Source organism: Aureimonas fodinaquatilis, from assembly GCF_008369445.1.
Classification (GTDB): Bacteria; Pseudomonadota; Alphaproteobacteria; order Rhizobiales; family Rhizobiaceae; genus Aureimonas; species Aureimonas fodinaquatilis.
On record NZ_VTWH01000001.1, the window covers coordinates 114326 to 132185 of the forward strand.

The following is a 17860-nucleotide window of genomic DNA, read 5'->3' on the forward strand; positions in this document are numbered from 1 at the left end:
CTCACGTCAAAGACCCGTTGGCTATGGACAGAATCTGCGCCCGTCCTTCCAGAGTTGAAAACAGCGCGTAGTCCGTTCCGGTCATGAAACTCTGTACCCCGAGATGGTCGAGAATGTCGAAAAGCGCCGCGCGCCTGCCTGCATCCAGATGCGCAGCGACTTCGTCCAGCAGCAGGATAGGGGGAATGCCGCTGGTTGCAAGAACAAGCTCTGCATGTGCAAGAATCAGCCCGATAAGCAGCGCTTTCTGCTCACCAGTGGAAGCCAGTGCTGCCGGCATGGATTTTGCCAGATAGGTTACAAGCAGGTCCGAGCGATGTGGCCCTTCCAATGTTCGCCCTGCCGCACGGTCCAGGGGCCGGTTGCTGCGCAACCGGCCGGCAACCTCGTCTTCCACATCCACTGCCGCGCGTGAAAGGTCCACCGGGCCATAACCGCTGGCCAGTTCCAGCCCGGCAATGGGAAAACCGGCACCGGCGCCAAAGCCTTCGCATACCGCAGCCTTCAAACGGTGCACGGTTTCTGCCCGTGCAAGCGCAATGGCCAGCCCGGTTTCAGCCATTTGCGATTCGATAGCGGAAAGCCAGCTTTCATCACGCCGGTCTTCCGCCAGCAGCCGGTTGCGGCTGCGCATTGCCCGCTCGTAATCTGTGGCATGGCGCCCGTGCTCAGGATGCAAGGTCAGGACAAGGCGATCAAGAAAGCGGCGTCTATCGCCCGCCGGGCCGGTGAAAAGCCCGTCCATTGCAGGTGTCAGCCACAACAGCCGAACAAGCGCCAGAAGCTCGTCGGCGCTGCGGGCATTTGTGCCGTCGATTCGCACCTGCCGTTGCGGGCCGGATGCTGTATCGGGACGCATCATTGTCAGCACATCAACACTGTCAGCCTGCTCATCCAGCACACCGGCGCGCACAGAAAAACCACCGCTGCCGGTCAAATTCGCCATTTCCGGATAGGTGGCGCGTCGCAATCCACGCCCGGGTGTCAGCAGAGAGACTGCCTCCAGCAGATTGGTTTTGCCGCTGCCATTGTCGCCCGCAAGAACGATAAAGCGCGATTCCACGTCCAGGGTCAGGCTGGAATAGTTGCGAAAATCAACCAGACGCAGTTGCGTGATGCGGTTTCCGTCCCGCGCCATTTGCGCGACCCGGCCCTGAATCTCAGACCCGCATCGGCATCAGGACGTAAAGCGTTCCAGAATCGCCGCCGTCCCGGATCAGCGTCGGTGAGCCGGGATCAGCCAGCATGAACACTGATTCCTCACCCGAAAGCTGACTGGTTATGTCCAGCAGGTAACGAGCGTTGAAGCCGATTTCTATCTCATCCGCATCGTAGCCAACGGGCAGTTCTTCGGTCGCCGTGCCAGAATCGGGTGAGTTGACGGTCAGAACCAACTGACCCTGCGAAACGGCCAGCTTAACAGCGCGGCCGCGTTCGGATGAAATGGTCGACACCCGGTCAACCGCCTGTGCAAAGCTTTGACGGTCCAGGACCAGTGCCTTGTCGTTGCCGGTTGGAATGACCCGCTGATAGTCAGGAAATGTGCCATCAATCAGTTTGGAAGTGATAACCACGTCGCCGATGGTGAACCGGATCTTCGACTCGGAAAGCTCAACATCCACAGCGCTTTCGTCATCAGCATCGCCAATCAGCTTCTGCAACTCGCTCACAGTTTTGCGTGGCACAATGATGCCGGGCATCCCTTCGGATCCAGAAGGCGCATCTGCCTCGGCGCGTGCCAGGCGATGGCCATCAGTCGCAACGGCCCGCAGCTTCAGGCTGCCCTCGGATTCGATCGTGTGGAAGAAAATGCCGTTCAGATAATAGCGCGTTTCTTCCGTTGAAATGGCAAATTGCGTGCGCTCTATCAGCCGCGCAAGGGCAGCAGCAGGCAGTTTGAAACTGTGGCTGAAAACACCGGTCGTGATGTCCGGAAAATCGATTTCCGGCAGGCACTGCAAGCGAAACCGCGAGCGACCGGAGCTGACAACGAGCTGGCTGCCCTCTTCATTGGTGGTCAGGTTGACCTCAGAGCCATCCGGCAATTTGCGCACAATGTCATAGAGCAGATAGGCGGGCACAGTGGTTGCGCCTGGCTGCTCGTCAATTGCCACCACGCGCTCGGTGACCTCAATATCAAGATCTGTTGCCTTGAGCCGCAGCGCACCTTCTTCGCTTTTCAAGAGAACATTGGACAGAATTGGAATCGTGTTGCGCCGCTCGACAACGCGATGCACATGGCCGAGTGCCTTGAGGAGATTGGAACGCTCGATAATGATACGCATGGCTTTACGACAGACCGTTTCAATTCTGGGGCGGACCAGGAGGCCCGAAAGCACCCCGCCCCAAAGGATAAAACCCTATGCGGCAGGATGCGGTTCAAAAAGCTGGGAACGGATTGCGCCGCTTTGCAGCCGCAGCCGACCCTTTAATGACAATCTTTTAGAGCATTGGCTGCGAATTGAAAGACTTTAAGCATTTCTGCCGGCTTCCCTGTCGCAACTTTGCCAATCACTCTTCGATCATGCGGCGAATAATGTCGAGTTCCTCTGAAAGCTTAAGGTCATTGGACCGTTCAGACTCGATTTTGCGAACGGCGTGCAACACGGTTGTATGGTCGCGCCCGCCAAACCTGCGGCCAATCTCCGGCAGAGAGCGCGGGGTCATGGTCTTGGCAAGATACATGGCAATCTGACGTGGCCGAACAATGGTGCGCGTGCGCCGGGCTGAAAGAATATCGGTGCGAGAGACATTGTAATGGCGTGAGACGAATTTCAGAATGTCTTCAATCCGAACCCGCTTTTCCGCATTGCTGCGTGTCAACTGATTGAGCAGATCATCAAGATGTTCGGAGGATAGTGGCTGGCCGACGGAATGGCGGAAGGCAATCTGGTTGAAAGCTCCTTCCAGGTCGCGGCCCGAGCCATCAACCCGGCGAGCTATTGTTGCGATGACTTCCTCGGGCAGTTGAAATGTCGGATCGTCATTGCGCATGGCGCTGACGCGGGTCATGAGAATATCGCGACGCATATCATAGTCAGGCGACGCCATCTCGATGGAAACGCCTCCGGTCAACCGTGATCGAACCCGCTGGTCCAGCGATTCCAGCTCGAAAGCAGGCCTGTCTGCGGCCACCACAACCTGCCGGGCGCTGTCAATCAAGGCATTGAGCAGATGGCAGAATTCCTGCTGAATTGAGCGTCCCTGCAGAAACTGCATGTCGTCAATGATCAGAATGTCGATGCCGCGGAGGTTTTCCTTGAAGTTCAGTGCCTGATTGTCACGAATCGCAGTGGCAAACCGCCACATGAAATATTCGGCAGTCAGATAGACCACACGCGGATTGTCGGCCCGCTCAATCGCGGCATTGGCTATTGCCTGCAACAAGTGGGTTTTACCCAACCCGACAGAGGCATGAACGAAGAGCGGGTTGAACCGAACCGAATGCGGGCCGTTCTCGGCGATAGAGCGGGCTGCAGCCAGAGCCACGCGGTTGCTTGCACCCTCAACAAAGCTTTCAAACACGTACCGCCCGTCCAGTGGCGAGCCGAAATCTGCACCGGTGCGCGGCACAATCCGCTCCGACACCACCGGCGGCATCACATCGCCGTCGTTGGCTGGCGCAGGAACCGGCATCGCTGCAACTGGCGCTACGGCTGGCGCCGTGCGGATGGCACTGCGCACATGAATGTCCACCCGGATGGTCCCGGGAATCTCTTCGGCAAAAATCTGCTGCAGAAAGTCTTTATAGTGGCCGTTGATCCAGGTTTTCAGAAATGCTGTCGGCACCGAAAGCTGAACCGAACCGCGAGAAACAGTATCCAGTTTCATGCGCTGAAACCATGAAGCGTAGATGTCCTGTCCCAGCTGGGCTTTCAACCGCGCACGAACACGTTCCATCACCTCATCATCATTGCGCACCGGCACTGTCCGCATCTGATTGTCCACTCCGTTTTGAAGGCTCATTTCTGGCATGGCTGAAGCATGTGTCTTTCCGCTCAGGCGGGCAGGGAACTGACCGCTCATTTCTGTACCCATGGCAATCCGGCCGCCTTCCAGCCGGCGATGTTGCCTCTGTGTCCATCTGTGTCCGCCGGACCCTCAAAGCCGTCCAGCACGTTATAAGAATGCTCGAACCCGGCTTGAGTTGCCGCTATTGCCCCCGCAATAGAGCGAACCCCGGATCGGCACAGGAAATAAAGTTTCGACTGTTTGCTGCCCCCGCGGCGCAGCACCTCTGCCGAAACCTGTTCGGCAAAAGCGGCATTGACCGTCATGGTTGGAAAGGTCAGCCATTCGATGAACAGCGGGCTGGCTGCGCCAGACACAAGCGGAAAGCCCACATAGTTCCATTCTGCGCCAGTGCGCACGTCAATCAGGAAGGCATCTTCACTGCCGCTCAGCGCGTCCCAGCATTGACGCACCGTCACGTCGTCTTCGTAGCCATGGCTCACGACAATACTCTCCCGTTGCCCGTCGCATAGACGAAGGGCAGTAAAAAAAATTGTTCACTAAAGCAGCACTCATCCGCTCTACGCGGCGATGCACAAAAGGGAATAGCGTCAATTTATGCGAAACTTCAGCGTATCAATAAGAATTCCAGCTAATTTAAAATTATTCTGGAAAACACGCGTTGTCCCCACACTTTGTCTTCGCAAGCTCTTGTCGCTGAGAGGAAGCTACGCATTAGGGCAGGTTGGGGCAAGCTTCGAATCACCAAAAATGTCAGCGAGACATGTCTAGTGTGGCACGGATGACAAAGCCCCGTTGGAGGCAAATTCTTTAATGGGCTGATTCACTTACGGTTTCGTTTGGTCGGCGTAGCGTCAAAAATGGCTACAAGAATATTTGAGTTTATTTTTGCATCAGTCGCTTGACTCTCACTGAGGGGGGAGTGCCGCGAATATGTCGGAAAAGAGTCGTGATGACCTGCGGTAAACTGCTGAAATTGCGAAATAAAAACTGTCTAGTAATGATTCCATGCCGAATCGTGCAATTGATTCATGTCAAGCCTGTGACAATGTGCGCCACAGTATGCGGGAATCAAAAAGGCCCGCCGAAGCGAGCCTTGAATACTACTTTTGGGTGAGGCTAAACCTCAGGCAGCGCCAACTGCCTTAACGCGGCTGGAAAGACGCGAAATCTTCCGTGAAACAGTGTTCCGGTGCATAACGCCGCGCGATACTGCGCGGGCCAGCTCTGGCTCAGCGGCGCGGAAAGCTGTCTTCGCAGCCTCTGCATCGCCGGATAGGATCGCTTCTTCAACCTTGCGGAGGAATGTGCGAACGCGCGAACGACGCGCCTTGTTGATAGCCGTACGGCGCGCGATCTTACGCGTAGCCTTCTTGGCCGAAGGGGTATTGGCCATCCTAGGGTCTCTTTCGTCTGTCGCGCTCCATACCACCTGAAACAGGCAGATCGGCAGCGCACGTCAAAATCTGTGTTCCCTGAGCAGTTCGATTGAAATGCACAGAAGTTAAAAGCCGCCTCACTTGAAGCGGCTGAACATGCCGCGCTTTATAGGGAAAGGCCGCCGCATCGTCAACACCTTTCCAGCCCCCTGTTGATGCGCGTCAGCTTTGGCAAACGGCGCAGAAAAATGTGGATCGCCCAGATTGCACGATCCGGTCTATATGCCCCTTGCAACCGGGGCGCGGACACGGATGTTTCTCACGGCCATAGACCGCAAAACTGTGCTGGAAATAGCCCAGACTGCCATCTGCCTGCCGATAATCCTTCAAGGAAGAGCCGCCAGCCTCGATGGCATCGGCAATGGTCTGCCGAATATGGCCCGTCAGTTCAACAAGCTGTGGGGTTGGCGTTCCGTCGGCATGCACGAGTGTTGCGGCCTTTCTCAGCGGAGACAGGCGTGCCCGCCAAAGTGCCTCACACACATATATATTGCCAAGTCCGGCAATAATGGCCTGGTCCAGCAGAACCGCCTTCAGCGGCGCCGTCTTGCCAGAGAATCGCTCAGCCAGCACTTCCGGAGAAAGAGCATTGCCCGTGGGCTCCACCCCAAGCCTGCTGAAATGGGCATGGCTGGGCAAATCGGCATTTGCCACCAGACTCATGTAACCAAAACGGCGCGGGTCATTGAATATGACGCACAGAGTTTTACCGTCACGCGTTACAAGGTGAAAAATCACATGGTCATGCTTGCTGATCTGTGACCGTTCATAATGAAACACACCGGGTGTGGTGTCCGTCCTGTCCGGCCGCACAATTCGAAACGAGCCAGACATGCCAAGATGCATGGCAAGAACTTCTGCGCCATCCAGTTCGGCCATGAGATATTTTGCCCGCCTGCCAAGCGAGATGATGCGCCGCCCGGCCATTCGGCTGGCAAAATCCACAGGCAGAGGAAAGCGCAGATCCGGGCGAAACAGCTCGACCCGCTCGACCAGCGCTCCTTCCATGACAGGCTCAAGCCCACGGCGGACAGTCTCAACTTCAGGCAATTCGGGCATAGTCATCCGGTAATTTGAACATGACAGAGTGCTTTTACGCGTTTCCACCGCGCCGTGATATGGCGCAGTTCGCTTTATATAATCTGCCTGTCATCTGACTCGCCTCGGCACTGACTTTGTCCGCATTGTCCTGACGTTGAAGCAGTACCGCTTCAACGGGAAATGCTGCCTTTCGCTTCACGTGATCTGTCGATCACCTGAACCGCTTCGGCACTTTCCTTTGTCGCATTGTCCTGACGTTGAAGCGGTACCGCTTAAACGGGAAATGCTACCGTTCGCCTCATGTGATCTGTCGATCACCTGAACCGCCCAGGCACTTTTCTGGTCGCATTGTCCTGTCGTTGAAGCGGTACCGCTTCAACGGGAAATGCTACCGTTCGCTTCATGTGATCTGTCGATCACCTGAACCGCACCGGCACTTTTCTGGTCGCATTGTCCTGTCGTTGAAGCGGTACCGCTTCAACGGGAAATGCTCTATGGAGATCGATCAGTGACTCTTTTCGAATCGAGAGGTCTGGCTATCATGTCGCAGAGCCGCATCAACAACCCCGACGGTATGGAAACCTCCTACGGTTTTGAAACCGTATCCGGACGGGAAGAAAAGCAGGCTCGGGTCGATGAGGTGTTTCATCGTGTCGCCAGCCGCTATGATTTGATGAACGACCTCATGTCAGCCGGCATGCATCGGTTGTGGAAGGATGCCCTCGTCAACTGGCTCGCACCTTCGCGCCGCCCCGGCTGGAAATTCATTGATGTGGCCGGTGGCACCGGCGACGTGGCCTTTCGTATTGTCGAAGCATCCCACCGGGCGGCACAGGGCACAGTGCTGGACATCAACGCATCCATGCTGGGTGTGGGCGCAGAGCGCGCAGGCAAGCGCAAGCTGGATGGCAATCTGACCTTCGTGGAAGGCAATGCAGAAGAGCTGAAGCTGCCCGATGGCGAGTTTGATGCCTACACAATTGCTTTTGGTATTCGCAATGTCCCGCGCATCGATAAGGCACTGGCCGAAGCCTATCGTGTGCTGAAACCGGGAGGCCGCTTTCTGTGCCTGGAATTCTCGGAAGTCGATATGCCATTGGTTGACCGGTTCTATGATCTCTGGTCATTCAAGGCCATTCCGGCCATTGGCGATCTGGTGACCAAAGACCGCGCGTCATACGAATATCTGGTGGAATCCATCCGCCGTTTTCCCGATCAGGAACATTTTGCCGCCGCCATCCGCGAGGCAGGTTTTGAACGCGTGACCTATCGCAACTTGTCAGGCGGTATTGCAGCCATGCATTCCGGCTGGAAGCTGTAGGGAGCAATGGGTTTGGCAGGTCCGATCTACGGCATCATTGCGATGATTCGCGCGGCCTATGTCCTTGCGCGGGAAGGGGTGATTTCTGCCCTTCCGTCTGAAGGCATGCCGCCTGGTCCGCTCCTGGCGCATCGACTTGCGGGGTTGATTGCGCGGCGCTCATCTCGTCGTCGTGCGCGGTCGGAGAGCCTGTCGCAGGCCTTGCACCGGCTGGGGCCATCCTATGTCAAGCTGGGCCAGTTTCTTGCCACGAGGCCCGACATTGTCGGCTCATCCATCGCACTTGAGCTTGGCTTTCTGCAGGACAATGTGCCGCCTTTTCCCAAAGCTCAGGCTATCGCCACTATCGAGGCCTCGCTCGGCCGGACCATAGACGATCTTTTTGTGGAATTCGGCGATGCTGTGGGTGCGGCGTCCATTGCACAGGTGCATGCGGCAAGGGTGCGCCTTGCGGACGGCACAGAACAGAAGGTGGCGGTCAAAGTCATTCGCCCCGGCGTGCGGCAGAAATTTCGTCGCGAGCTTGATTCCTTTGCCTTCATAGCCAGCTCCATGGAGCGGTTTGTGCCGTCTTCGCGCCGGTTGCGGCCCGTGGCCGTGGTGGAAACGCTGGCGCAAAGCACACGGATTGAAATGGACCTGCGGATGGAGGCTGCCGCTTCTTCGGAGATGGCAGCCAATATCGCGGATGATCCGGGTTTTCGTGTGCCAACTGTGGATTGGGAGCGCACCGGACGTGATGTCCTGACCATGGAATGGATAGACGGCATCAAAATGAGCGATGTCGCAGGTGTCGCAGCTGCAGGGCATGACCTGAAAGGTCTTGGTGTGCGGCTTGTGCAAAGCTTTTTGCGCCATTCCATGCGGGACGGATTTTTCCATGCAGACATGCATCAGGGCAATTTGTTCGTTGCGGCTGATGGTGCAATTGTCGCGGTGGATCTTGGAATTGTTGGCAGGCTGTCTGCCGACAGCCGCAGGTTTCTTGCCGAAATTCTCTATGGTTTTATCCAGCGCGACTACCAGCGCGTGGCGGAGGTGCATTTTGAGGCGGGCTATGTGCCACGGCATCAGGATGTTTTGTCCTTTGCTCAGGCTTTGCGCGCAATTGGTGAGCCCATCCATGGCCAGCCGGCAGAAACCATTTCCATGGGGCATCTGCTGACGCTTCTGTTTGAAGTGACAGAGCTTTTTGACATGCGAACCCGCCCTGAACTGGTGCTCTTGCAAAAGACCATGGTCGTGGTGGAGGGCGTGGCCCGCACATATGACCCGAAATTCAATATGTGGGTGGCGGCGGAGCCGGTGGTCACAGACTATATTCGTGCCGAGCTTGGGCCCGCCGCCAAGCTTGAGGAAGCGGGCGATATCCTGCAATCGCTGGTGCGCATGGCGCGTCGCTTGCCAGACTATGCCGACGGGCTGGAGGTGCTGGGCAAGCATTTGCCGGATCTGGTCGAGAATGGCATTCGCTTGAACGACAGTTCCGTCCGCGAGCTGTCGAAAGAATCACGCATCGGCATTGTTTCCGGGCGCGTTGCACACTGGATTATTGCATTGAGTCTGGGTGTCATTGCACTCAAGCTGGTGTTCGGAGGTGGCTGATGGTTCTGTCCGGCAAGCGTGTGCTCCTGATCATAGGCGGGGGCATTGCAGCGTATAAATCGCTGGACCTGATCCGGCGACTGCGCGAGCGTGGCGCCAGAGTAACGCCGATTTTGACGCAAGCCGGTGCGCAGTTCATCACACCATTGGCGGTCGGTGCCCTGTCTGCAACACCAGTCTACACCGAGCTTTTCTCCCGCGAGGATGAGCAGGATGTCGGCCATATCCGACTGGCGCGTGAGGCTGATCTTGTGCTGGTTGCGCCAGCAACCGCTGACCGCATGGCACAAATGGCGGCAGGTCTGGCAGGTGATCTGGCGGGGGCTGTGCTGCTTGCAACGCGAAGCCCGATACTGTTGGCCCCGGCGATGAACCCGGCCATGTGGGCCCATGCTGCAACCCGGCGCAATGTCGCCAGCCTGCAGGCGGATGGCGCGCACTTCATTGGCCCGGCGGTGGGTGAGATGGCTGAAGCCGGAGAGAGCGGACAAGGGCGCATGTCCGAACCGCTGGAAATCGTGGCCGCGGTTGAAGCTTTGCTGGAGCCGGAAGACAAGCCGCTTGCGGGCCGGCGCGCAGTCGTGACATCCGGCCCGACCCATGAGCCGGTGGACCCGGTGCGCTATATTGCCAATCGCTCGTCCGGGCAGCAGGGGCACGCATTGGCGGCTGCATTGGCGCGCCTTGGGGCGCAGGTGACTCTTGTTTCCGGTCCGGTGGCACTTGCCGATCCGCGCGGTGTGGATGTTGTTCGGGTGGAAACAGCCAGAGACATGCTGGCAGCGGTGCAGAATGCGCTTCCTGCCGATATTGGCGTGTTCGTTGCAGCGGTGGCCGACTGGCGTACGGCGGAAAACGCGGCTCACAAAATCAAAAAGCAGGGCGATGAGCCGCCGGTCCTGCAACTTGTCGAAAATCCCGATATTCTGGCCACGGTTGGCCACGCAGCAAACCGACCTGCGCTGGTGGTTGGCTTTGCAGCAGAAACTCGAAATCTTCTTGAAAATGCTAGGATCAAACTGGACAAAAAAGGTGCCGATCTGATTGTGGCCAATGATGTGTCGGGTACCATCATGGGCGGGACCAGAAATCAGGTGCAGCTCGTATCCCGCAACGGCGTGGAGGCATGGCCCGATCTTTCAAAGGATGAGGTGGCGTTGCGCCTTGCCCGCCACTTCGCGAAAATGCTGGAGACTATCTGAATGACCACTGTTCTGCGTGTTTTGCGTCTGCCTCATGCGGAAGGTTTGCCGCTGCCTCACTACCAGACCATGCAGGCCGCCGGAGCGGATATTGTTGCAGCTCTGGAAGAACCGCTGACAATTCCTCCGCTGGGCCGGGCCATGGTGCCGACCGGTCTGTGCTTTCAGATTGCCCCGGGCTTTGAAATGCAACTGCGACCACGCTCCGGGCTGGCCGCCAAATATGGCGTCACCTTGCTGAACACACCAGGAACGGTTGATTCGGATTATCGTGGAGAGGTTAAGGTCATTCTGATCAATCTCGGAGCTGAACCATTTGTTGTCACGCGGGGCGAAAGAATAGCTCAGGCGGTGATTGCGCCGGTTTTGCAGGCGGATTATCTGGAGGTTGAATCGCTGGACGAAACCGCGCGTGGCGCTGGGGGGTTCGGCTCGACCGGTCGCTAATTCAGGATATGGTGATGGCCAAGGCGCACGAAACCAATGTTGAGAGCCAGTTTGGCCCGCAGGCTCAAGCCTATGTGGCCAGCAGCGTACACTCCAGCGGTGAAGATCTGGAAGCTTTGCGACACATGGCGGCTCAGGTTCGCCCGTCAAGGGCAATCGACCTTGGTACTGGAGGTGGGCATGTTGCTTATCTTCTGGCCGATCATGCTGCCAATGTCACCGCGGTTGACCTGTCTGCCGAAATGCTGGCTGCCGTGGCACAAACTGCCGCAAAACGCGGACTGGGCAATATTGAAACTGTGCAGGCCGCTGCCGAGGCACTGCCTTTTGCGCCGGGCCATTTTGATATGCTGGCCTGCCGCTATTCCGCCCATCACTGGGCAGATTTTGCGGGCGGTTTGCGGCAGGCAAGGCGCGTACTGGCCACCGATGCCCCAGCGGTGTTTATTGATGTTGTTGCCCCCGGGGCGGCGTTGCTGGACACGCATTTGCAGGCAGTTGAGCTGTTGCGCGACACGTCCCACGTTCGTGATTACACTTTGGCCCAGTGGCTGTCGGCTTTGGGGCAGGCAGGCTTTGCAGCACAGTCCAGCAGAATTTTTCGTGTCAGAATGGATTTCCCGGTCTGGATTGAGAGAATGCGCACACCACCCGGCCTGGTGGATGCGATACGCGCATTGCAGAATGCTGCGCCAAAGCCGGTGCGGGAGCATTTCGCGATTGAGCCGGATGGCTCTTTTCTGCTGGATGTCGCATTGATTGAAGCCCGTGCACTGTGACCGGCAATTGTGTATAACTATAAATAATATCGTATAGTACAAAGGTGCCTGTGCTGTGACCATTGCTGCTTTTCTTGCCTACTGCCTTGCTCTGGGAATCGCTGCTGCCATTCCAGGCCCGGGAATCATCGCGTTGGTCGGCCGGGCGCTGGGGTCGGACTTTCGCTCGTCGCTCACCTTTCTTGTGGGTCTGGCGTTGGGCGATGTCTTTTATCTCATGGCCGCATGTTTCGGTCTGTCGCTTCTGGCCGAAGTTCTGGGCGATGTGTTCACCGTTATTCGCTATGGTGCGGCTGCCTATCTTTTGTATCTGGCCATACGGCTGTGGCGGGCATCAGGTGACAAGCTGGTTGTTGCGGAATCGGTCAGGGAAAAGCCCTTGGCCAGCATGCTGTCCGGCTTTGCCGTCACATTGGCCAACCCCAAAACCATTTTCTTCTATCTGGCTCTGTTGCCAACGTTGATTGATCTGCGAGCGATTGATGGCATGGATATTTCCGTGCTGGCGGTTGTCAGCTTTGCAATTGTATATATTGCATTGCTGCCCTATGCGGCGCTTGCCGCGCGTGCGCGGTACTTTCTACGCACGCCAAGGGCTTTGAAACGCATGAACCGTGGCGCAGCCGCTATTCTGGCTGGCGCGGCACTCTGGACAGCAAGCCGCGGGACGTAAAGTTCTTCCACCGGAAAAATTTTGCGTCATCCCGTAAGGGATTGGATGGTTGATCCTCGGCAAGGCGCGGGTCATACCCTAGATTAAGCCGCAGAAAAAACCGGAGAGGACGCTTTATGAGCGACGCCATCAACAACCAACAGGCCCGCACGCATGGTCGCGGACGTGTTTACAACTCCATTCTGGACACGATTGGCGATACACCGCTGGTCAGGATTGATCGTTTTGCCGCTGACAAGGGTGTGAAGGCGGTTCTTCTGGCCAAGCTTGAATTCTTTAATCCCATCGCCTCGGTCAAGGATCGGATTGGCGTTGCCATGCTGGAAAAGCTTGAAGCAGATGGAATTGCCATTCCAGGCAAAACGGTGCTGATTGAGCCAACATCCGGCAATACCGGAATTGCGCTGGCATTTGCCGCAGCAGCAAAGGGCTATCGGCTGATTTTGACCATGCCGGAAACCATGTCGGTGGAGCGGCGCAAGATGCTGCGGCTTCTGGGCGCAGACCTTGTGCTGACGGAAGGTGCCAAAGGCATGAAAGGCGCGATTGCCAAGGCCGAAGAGTTGAAGGCCGAATTGCCGGATGCCGTCATTCCGCAGCAGTTTGAAAATCCTGCCAATCCACAGATTCATCGGGTCACAACGGCGGAAGAAATCTGGAACGACACGGGCGGCAATGTTGATATTCTGATTTCGGGCATTGGCACCGGCGGTACCATCACCGGCGTCGGGCAGGTGCTTAAGGCACGCAAGCCGGATGTGCGCGTGGTTGCTGTCGAACCCGAAGCGTCACCCATCCTGTCGGGTGGAAATCCTGGCCCGCATAAGATTCAGGGCATTGGCGCGGGGTTTGTGCCAGGGGTTCTGGATACAGGAATTTTTGACGAGGTCGTCAAAGTCTCCAACGATTCCGCCTTTGAAAATGCGCGTCTGCTGGCACGGCTTGAAGGCATACCTGTTGGCATTTCTTCGGGTGCAGCGCTGACGGCAGCCGTTGAGGTTGGCAGCAGGCCGGAAAATGCCGGCAAAAACATTGTCATCATTATCCCGTCTTTCGCCGAAAGATATCTTTCAACGGCATTGTTTGACGGGCTGGGTGACGACCCCGCACCACCATCACCGGCACCGTCCATCTGACCTGAAGCACCTGTCGTTGAAACGGTCACGTTTCAGCGCGGAAGACAAAGCGCCAAACCAATCCGGCTTGCGCTGACCTTCAGGTAAATTTCAGCTTGCCACTTCAAACCTGCCTTTCAGGTCCAGAAGTGGCAGGCAGAGTCATGATTGCAGTTTTTCAACAGCGCAAAAGAATTCAATTTCTTTGGCTGATATCGCCTCTGGCGGTTTTTCTCGCGCTCTATTCACGCAGCGCATGGCCCGCGGGCAGTGTTACGGCGGACCTTCTCCGGTTCAGCGGATTGGTCCTCATACTTCTCTGCATTGCCGGGCGCTGCTGGGCGTCTCTCTATGTCGGCGGGCGGAAAAACCGGCATCTGGTAACCTCTGGTCCATATGCCCACTCACGAAACCCGCTCTATCTTTTTTCAGCCTTTGGTCTGGCTGGCGTCGGGCTTCTATATGGGTCTCTGTTGCTGTCTTTCCTGCTGTTTGCACTGGCATACGCAGTTTTCAGATTTGTGATCGCCAGGGAAGAGGTGGCACTGCAGGCCATTTTCGGTACGGAATATCTGTATTACCAAACTGCGGTGCCGCGTTTCTTCCCGCGAATACTTCCCGAGGCACAAAGAACCACGCAAGTTGATCTGGTCGAATTCAGTCCGCCCGCTCTGCGCCGAACCGCAATTGACGCGTCATATTTTCTGATGGCGCTGCCAGCAATAAATGTCATACAGCGGCTGCAAAGCGCGCAGATCATTCAGCCGCTGTTTGCCTTTTATTGATCCGCTGCACTGGATCGCACCTTTGAAAATTCTGCTTATCGAAGATGATGCCCTGATTGGCGATGCGGTGAAAACCATGTTGATGCGCGAGCGTCATGCGGTGAACTGGCTGCGCAATGGCGTGGATGCGGCCGACGCTTTGCTCACCGACGCGTTTGACCTGGTTGTGCTGGATCTGGGGCTGCCGGGCATGGATGGACTTGAAGTGCTGGCGCGCGCTCGCGCGGCGGGCAATCGCGTGCCGCTGCTTGCGCTGACAGCACGAGATTCTGTTGAAGACAGAATTACCGGATTGAACAGTGGGGCGGACGATTATCTTGTCAAACCATTTGACATGCAGGAGCTGCTCGCGCGCTGCAATGCGCTGGCGAGACGTCAGTTCGGCCTGCCGGAGATCCGGCTGGCAATCGGTGGAATTTCCTTGAGCGTTGATACGCACAGCCTTGAGGTGGATGGTGTCGGCACGGCCATATCGCCACATGAATTCACCGTGCTCCAGTTCATGATGGAGCGTGCAGGGCGTGTGGTGACCAAAGGCCAATTGACCGATCTGTTATATGGCTGGGATGAGGGAGCGGAAAGCAATACCATCGAGGTTTATATTTCGCAGCTTCGCAAGAAAATCGGGGTCAGCAGAATCCGGACATTGCGGGGTGTGGGGTACATGCTTTTATGAAAATGCTCCCGGCTTACTCGCTGCGCCGCAGGCTGTTTGTATGGCTGTTCGGCATATTGTCGGCGGTCTGGCTCGCCGCTTCAGGGCTGGTTCTCTGGGCCGCTCTGGGCGCGGTTGACGAGGCGGACCGGGGGCAAACTGCCCATTTTGCCACTGCGCTGGCCACCAGCTTCTCAAGCGAAACGGCACCTGCCGCAGAGGTGGTGGGCGATGACGAATATATGCGGGATGGCGTTGATAATTACTTTGTGGTTGTGCGCCGAGGGGCTCAGGAAATCTACAGGTCCAGCAACACCCCGGATGGACCGATCCCATCGGATAGCACCGCGCGCATTATCGACAGTGCAGGTTTGGACTGGCGAACTTCGACAAGAGCCAGCCCCAACGGCGATGTGCTGGTCACTGTGGGCTTGTCTGCCGGGGAAGCGAAATTTGATGCTTTGGGCACAATGCTGGGTGTTGCGCTGCCAATGCTGCTTGGATTTGCCGCGCTTTTAACTGCGACAGTGCTGGCAGTGACATGGGGGCTGCGCCCGCTGACTTTGTTGAGCGAGGAGATCACCGGGCGTTCTGCGCGCCAGTTGCAGCCGCTGAGCGCGGCGGAAGCACCCGCAGAACTGCAGCCGATCATGAACAGTCTCAACGATCTTTTTGCCCGGCTGGCAACAGCGATGGATAAAGAGCGCCGGTTCATTGCCGACGCATCGCACGAGCTGCGCACGCCGCTGGCGGCCATTAAAGCGCAGTTGCAGGTGGTTGACCGTTCGCAGGCCGACGGTGAAATGCTGGCAACACTGGACAAGGTGCACAGTGGCCTGGACAGGGCCACCCGGCTTGTGGAGCAATTGCTGTCCTTGGCCCGGATTGAGGCGCTGCAGGGCGCGCATGCAGCAGAACTTGTCGATCTGGATCATGTTGCGGGGCTGGAAGTTGCAGAGAGCTTTCCGAATGCCGTCGCGTTGGATGTGGAACTGGAATATTCCGGCATGCCGGCACGGATCATGGCAAGGGAAACGGAAATATCGGTTCTGGTGCGCAATCTCATTGACAATGCGATACGCCATTCAGGACCGGGAGCGCAGGTGGTCGTTTCCACTGGCGCTGATGAGCAGTTTTCCTGGGTACAGGTTGAGGATTCCGGCGACGGGATGGATGCGGCAGAGCTGAGCACTGCGTTTGACAGGTTCTGGCGCGGCACATCCGCCAGAGGCAGCGGCTCGGGTCTGGGTCTTTCAATTGTGAGCTCAATCGCTGGCCGCTACGGCGGGCAGGTCAGCCTTGCCCGATCGGTGTTGCTGGGCGGGCTTCATGTTCGGGCAGTCTTCCCTGCGTCTTCCGCAGACTGACCCGCATAGGCAGACCCCCACGCGGCTGAACAGTGATTTTCTGCACTGGATAAGGTGCTGTCGCGCCCACATAATCGAAACGCAAATGTTGCATCAGACACGCGAGGGCAATGACCCCTTCGTGCATTGCAAAGCTTGAGCCAATGCAGACACGCGGGCCGACGCCAAAGGGCAGATATTGGTAGCGGTCAATCTGGCTTCGTGCCTCTGGCAGGAAGCGCTGGGGCATGAAGTGGCCAGGCCTGTCCCACAGCAGTTCATGGCGGTGCACCAGCCACGGCATGACCAGCAGCGAAGCCCCAGCCGGAATATCCATGTCGCCGACACGATCCTGTTGAAGGGCGGTGCGGTTCAGCGAAGGCGCCGGTGGATACAGGCGCATGGCCTCCTCCAGCGCGGCGCGGGTGCGTGGCAGTCTGTCCAGCCAGCTTGCCGGATCACCCGGGCTGGCAAGCTGCGCGTCGATTTCCTGTTCCACGAGCTGGCGTTCCGCCGGGGACTGGCTCAAAAGATACAGCGTCCAGCCCAGCGCACGGGCCGTCGTTTCATGGCCCGCACCAATGAAGGTAATGATGTTGTCTTCAATCTCGGACCGGGACAAACCATCGGCCTGCAGCAACAGTGTCAAAAAGTCCTGCGGCGCACGGTCGGGGTGCTGGCGCAGCAACTCGGCACGCTTTTCCATTGTTCCGGCAATCAGGCGGCGGAAATAATTGGTCGAGCGGCGGCCAATCAAGCGGTTGATGCGCGGCAGAAAGGCAGGTGCATCCAGTATATCCAGCGGGTCAACACGGCCCATGCGCGCCAGAAATTTGTCCATGGAATGCGCAAATTCTTCTGGCTCTCCGGTAATGTCGTCGGAAAACAGCGTTGCCTGCAAAATGCCGTAGGTCAGAAGCGTCATCTGAAACGCCACGTCTATTGTTTCGCCGGAGCGCGCGGCCAGCTCCTGCGCAAATGACTGGCTCTTCTGCTGCATGGCGGGGGTCAGAGCTGCAATATTGCGCGGGGTGAACACCGGCGCAAGCGAGCGCCTCGTGCGTTTCCACAACTCGCCTTCCGCTGTCAGCAGCCCATCGCGAAGCATGGGGCGCAAGACCCTCTGGCGCAGAGGCTGCATGACATAGTTGGCAGCGTTTTCCACCAGACAATGGCGAATGCCTTCCGGATCATTGACAATGATGGTGGGAACACGCAGCCAGTTGGCCCGCAGATATGGCTCCTTGAAGGCACGGCTGCCCCAGATCTCTATTGGATTGCGCGACGCGGTCCAGACAAAGCCAAGCATGCCAAGGGGGCGGGTGTGCGGCACCGGTGCGGGTGCCAGGAACGGCTGGGTCATACTGTCCATGCGGTTGATATGGGGTGCCGGCCGGCACAGGTCCAGATGGACGGGTAAAGCTTTTAATTCCAGAGCAAAACGACTATATAAAGCCTCGTGAAAACGACAGCGCGGAGG

Annotated in this window: 17 protein-coding genes; 10 read left to right on the plus strand and 7 right to left on the minus strand. The window is 57.3% G+C overall.

Annotated elements, in window-relative coordinates; all coding sequences use genetic code 11:
- Position 1 precedes the first annotated feature (1 nt).
- From recF to mutM, 6 genes are all read right to left on the minus strand, one after another.
- Complete coding sequence (gene recF / locus FPY71_RS00605; protein ID WP_149296597.1) at positions 2–1138, minus strand: DNA replication/repair protein RecF; 1137 nt, start codon at positions 1136–1138, stop codon at positions 2–4.
- 22 nt (positions 1139–1160) lie between these two features.
- Positions 1161–2285 (minus strand): DNA polymerase III subunit beta, encoded by a 1125-nt coding sequence (gene dnaN, locus FPY71_RS00610; protein WP_149296599.1) that lies wholly within the window; start codon positions 2283–2285, stop codon positions 1161–1163.
- Positions 2286–2511: 226 nt separating this feature from the next.
- Positions 2512–4026: a chromosomal replication initiator protein DnaA gene (dnaA, locus tag FPY71_RS00615; RefSeq protein ID WP_149296601.1), complete on the minus strand. Its 1515-nt coding sequence runs from the start codon at positions 4024–4026 to the stop codon at positions 2512–2514.
- A complete protein-coding gene (locus tag FPY71_RS00620) occupies positions 4023–4454 on the minus strand; it encodes a rhodanese-like domain-containing protein (protein WP_149296603.1) in 432 nt (143 codons plus the stop codon). Before FPY71_RS00620 ends, dnaA begins: the two co-directional genes overlap by 4 nt.
- Before the next feature lie 644 nt (positions 4455–5098).
- Positions 5099–5368: a 30S ribosomal protein S20 gene (gene rpsT / locus FPY71_RS00625; protein ID WP_149296605.1), complete on the minus strand. Its 270-nt coding sequence runs from the start codon at positions 5366–5368 to the stop codon at positions 5099–5101.
- A gap of 205 nt (positions 5369–5573) precedes the next feature.
- Positions 5574–6470, minus strand: coding sequence for a bifunctional DNA-formamidopyrimidine glycosylase/DNA-(apurinic or apyrimidinic site) lyase (gene mutM / locus FPY71_RS00630; RefSeq protein ID WP_149296607.1), 897 nt, complete (start codon positions 6468–6470; stop codon positions 5574–5576).
- Positions 6471–6993: 523 nt separating this feature from the next.
- Here mutM and ubiE point away from each other — a divergent pair.
- The 10 genes from ubiE (at position 6994) to FPY71_RS00680 (ending at position 16401) form a co-directional block, all read left to right on the plus strand.
- Entirely contained in the window at positions 6994–7773 is a 780-nt protein-coding gene (ubiE, locus tag FPY71_RS00635) for a bifunctional demethylmenaquinone methyltransferase/2-methoxy-6-polyprenyl-1,4-benzoquinol methylase UbiE (RefSeq protein ID WP_149298551.1), read from the plus strand.
- 6 nt (positions 7774–7779) lie between these two features.
- Positions 7780–9378 (plus strand): 2-polyprenylphenol 6-hydroxylase, encoded by a 1599-nt coding sequence (gene ubiB / locus FPY71_RS00640; protein ID WP_188052160.1) that lies wholly within the window; start codon positions 7780–7782, stop codon positions 9376–9378.
- Positions 9378–10580 (plus strand): bifunctional phosphopantothenoylcysteine decarboxylase/phosphopantothenate--cysteine ligase CoaBC, encoded by a 1203-nt coding sequence (gene coaBC / locus FPY71_RS00645; RefSeq protein ID WP_149296609.1) that lies wholly within the window; start codon positions 9378–9380, stop codon positions 10578–10580. Before ubiB ends, coaBC begins: the two co-directional genes overlap by 1 nt.
- Complete coding sequence (gene dut / locus FPY71_RS00650; RefSeq protein ID WP_149296611.1) at positions 10581–11027, plus strand: dUTP diphosphatase; 447 nt, start codon at positions 10581–10583, stop codon at positions 11025–11027.
- Between the two features lie 14 nt (positions 11028–11041).
- Positions 11042–11806 carry a class I SAM-dependent methyltransferase gene (locus FPY71_RS00655; RefSeq protein WP_149296613.1) on the plus strand — a complete coding sequence of 255 codons (765 nt, stop codon included), beginning with the start codon at positions 11042–11044 and terminating at the stop codon, positions 11804–11806.
- Positions 11807–11861: 55 nt separating this feature from the next.
- Positions 11862–12479: a LysE family translocator gene (locus tag FPY71_RS00660; RefSeq protein ID WP_149296615.1), complete on the plus strand. Its 618-nt coding sequence runs from the start codon at positions 11862–11864 to the stop codon at positions 12477–12479.
- Between the two features lie 116 nt (positions 12480–12595).
- Complete coding sequence (cysK, locus tag FPY71_RS00665) at positions 12596–13615, plus strand: cysteine synthase A (protein WP_149296617.1); 1020 nt, start codon at positions 12596–12598, stop codon at positions 13613–13615.
- 143 nt (positions 13616–13758) lie between these two features.
- Complete coding sequence (locus FPY71_RS00670) at positions 13759–14379, plus strand: methyltransferase family protein (RefSeq protein ID WP_149296619.1); 621 nt, start codon at positions 13759–13761, stop codon at positions 14377–14379.
- A gap of 22 nt (positions 14380–14401) precedes the next feature.
- Positions 14402–15055 carry a response regulator gene (locus FPY71_RS00675; protein WP_149296621.1) on the plus strand — a complete coding sequence of 218 codons (654 nt, stop codon included), beginning with the start codon at positions 14402–14404 and terminating at the stop codon, positions 15053–15055.
- Positions 15052–16401: an ATP-binding protein gene (locus FPY71_RS00680; RefSeq protein ID WP_149296623.1), complete on the plus strand. Its 1350-nt coding sequence runs from the start codon at positions 15052–15054 to the stop codon at positions 16399–16401. Before FPY71_RS00675 ends, FPY71_RS00680 begins: the two co-directional genes overlap by 4 nt.
- On the opposite strand, the gene FPY71_RS00685 is transcribed toward FPY71_RS00680, so the two are convergent.
- Positions 16328–17752: a cytochrome P450 gene (locus FPY71_RS00685; protein WP_149296625.1), complete on the minus strand. Its 1425-nt coding sequence runs from the start codon at positions 17750–17752 to the stop codon at positions 16328–16330. The two genes, FPY71_RS00680 and FPY71_RS00685, sit on opposite strands and share 74 nt — an antisense overlap.
- Between the last annotated feature and the right edge of the window lie 108 nt (positions 17753–17860).

What these genes read in the sequence shown, in the direction of transcription:
- recF (WP_149296597.1), bottom strand. Translation starts at nt 1,138, where the DNA reads ATGGCGCGGGACGGAAACCGCATCACGCAACTGCGTCTGGTTGATTTT.
- dnaN (WP_149296599.1), bottom strand. Translation starts at nt 2,285, where the DNA reads ATGCGTATCATTATCGAGCGTTCCAATCTCCTCAAGGCACTCGGCCAT.
- dnaA (WP_149296601.1), bottom strand. Translation starts at nt 4,026, where the DNA reads ATGAGCGGTCAGTTCCCTGCCCGCCTGAGCGGAAAGACACATGCTTCA.
- rpsT (WP_149296605.1), bottom strand. Translation starts at nt 5,368, where the DNA reads ATGGCCAATACCCCTTCGGCCAAGAAGGCTACGCGTAAGATCGCGCGC.
- mutM (WP_149296607.1), bottom strand. Translation starts at nt 6,470, where the DNA reads ATGCCCGAATTGCCTGAAGTTGAGACTGTCCGCCGTGGGCTTGAGCCT.
- ubiE (WP_149298551.1), top strand. Translation starts at nt 6,994, where the DNA reads ATGTCGCAGAGCCGCATCAACAACCCCGACGGTATGGAAACCTCCTAC.
- ubiB (WP_188052160.1), top strand. Translation starts at nt 7,780, where the DNA reads ATGGGTTTGGCAGGTCCGATCTACGGCATCATTGCGATGATTCGCGCG.
- coaBC (WP_149296609.1), top strand. Translation starts at nt 9,378, where the DNA reads ATGGTTCTGTCCGGCAAGCGTGTGCTCCTGATCATAGGCGGGGGCATT.
- dut (WP_149296611.1), top strand. Translation starts at nt 10,581, where the DNA reads ATGACCACTGTTCTGCGTGTTTTGCGTCTGCCTCATGCGGAAGGTTTG.
- FPY71_RS00655 (WP_149296613.1), top strand. Translation starts at nt 11,042, where the DNA reads ATGGCCAAGGCGCACGAAACCAATGTTGAGAGCCAGTTTGGCCCGCAG.
- cysK (WP_149296617.1), top strand. Translation starts at nt 12,596, where the DNA reads ATGAGCGACGCCATCAACAACCAACAGGCCCGCACGCATGGTCGCGGA.
- FPY71_RS00670 (WP_149296619.1), top strand. Translation starts at nt 13,759, where the DNA reads ATGATTGCAGTTTTTCAACAGCGCAAAAGAATTCAATTTCTTTGGCTG.
- FPY71_RS00680 (WP_149296623.1), top strand. Translation starts at nt 15,052, where the DNA reads ATGAAAATGCTCCCGGCTTACTCGCTGCGCCGCAGGCTGTTTGTATGG.
- FPY71_RS00685 (WP_149296625.1), bottom strand. Translation starts at nt 17,752, where the DNA reads ATGGACAGTATGACCCAGCCGTTCCTGGCACCCGCACCGGTGCCGCAC.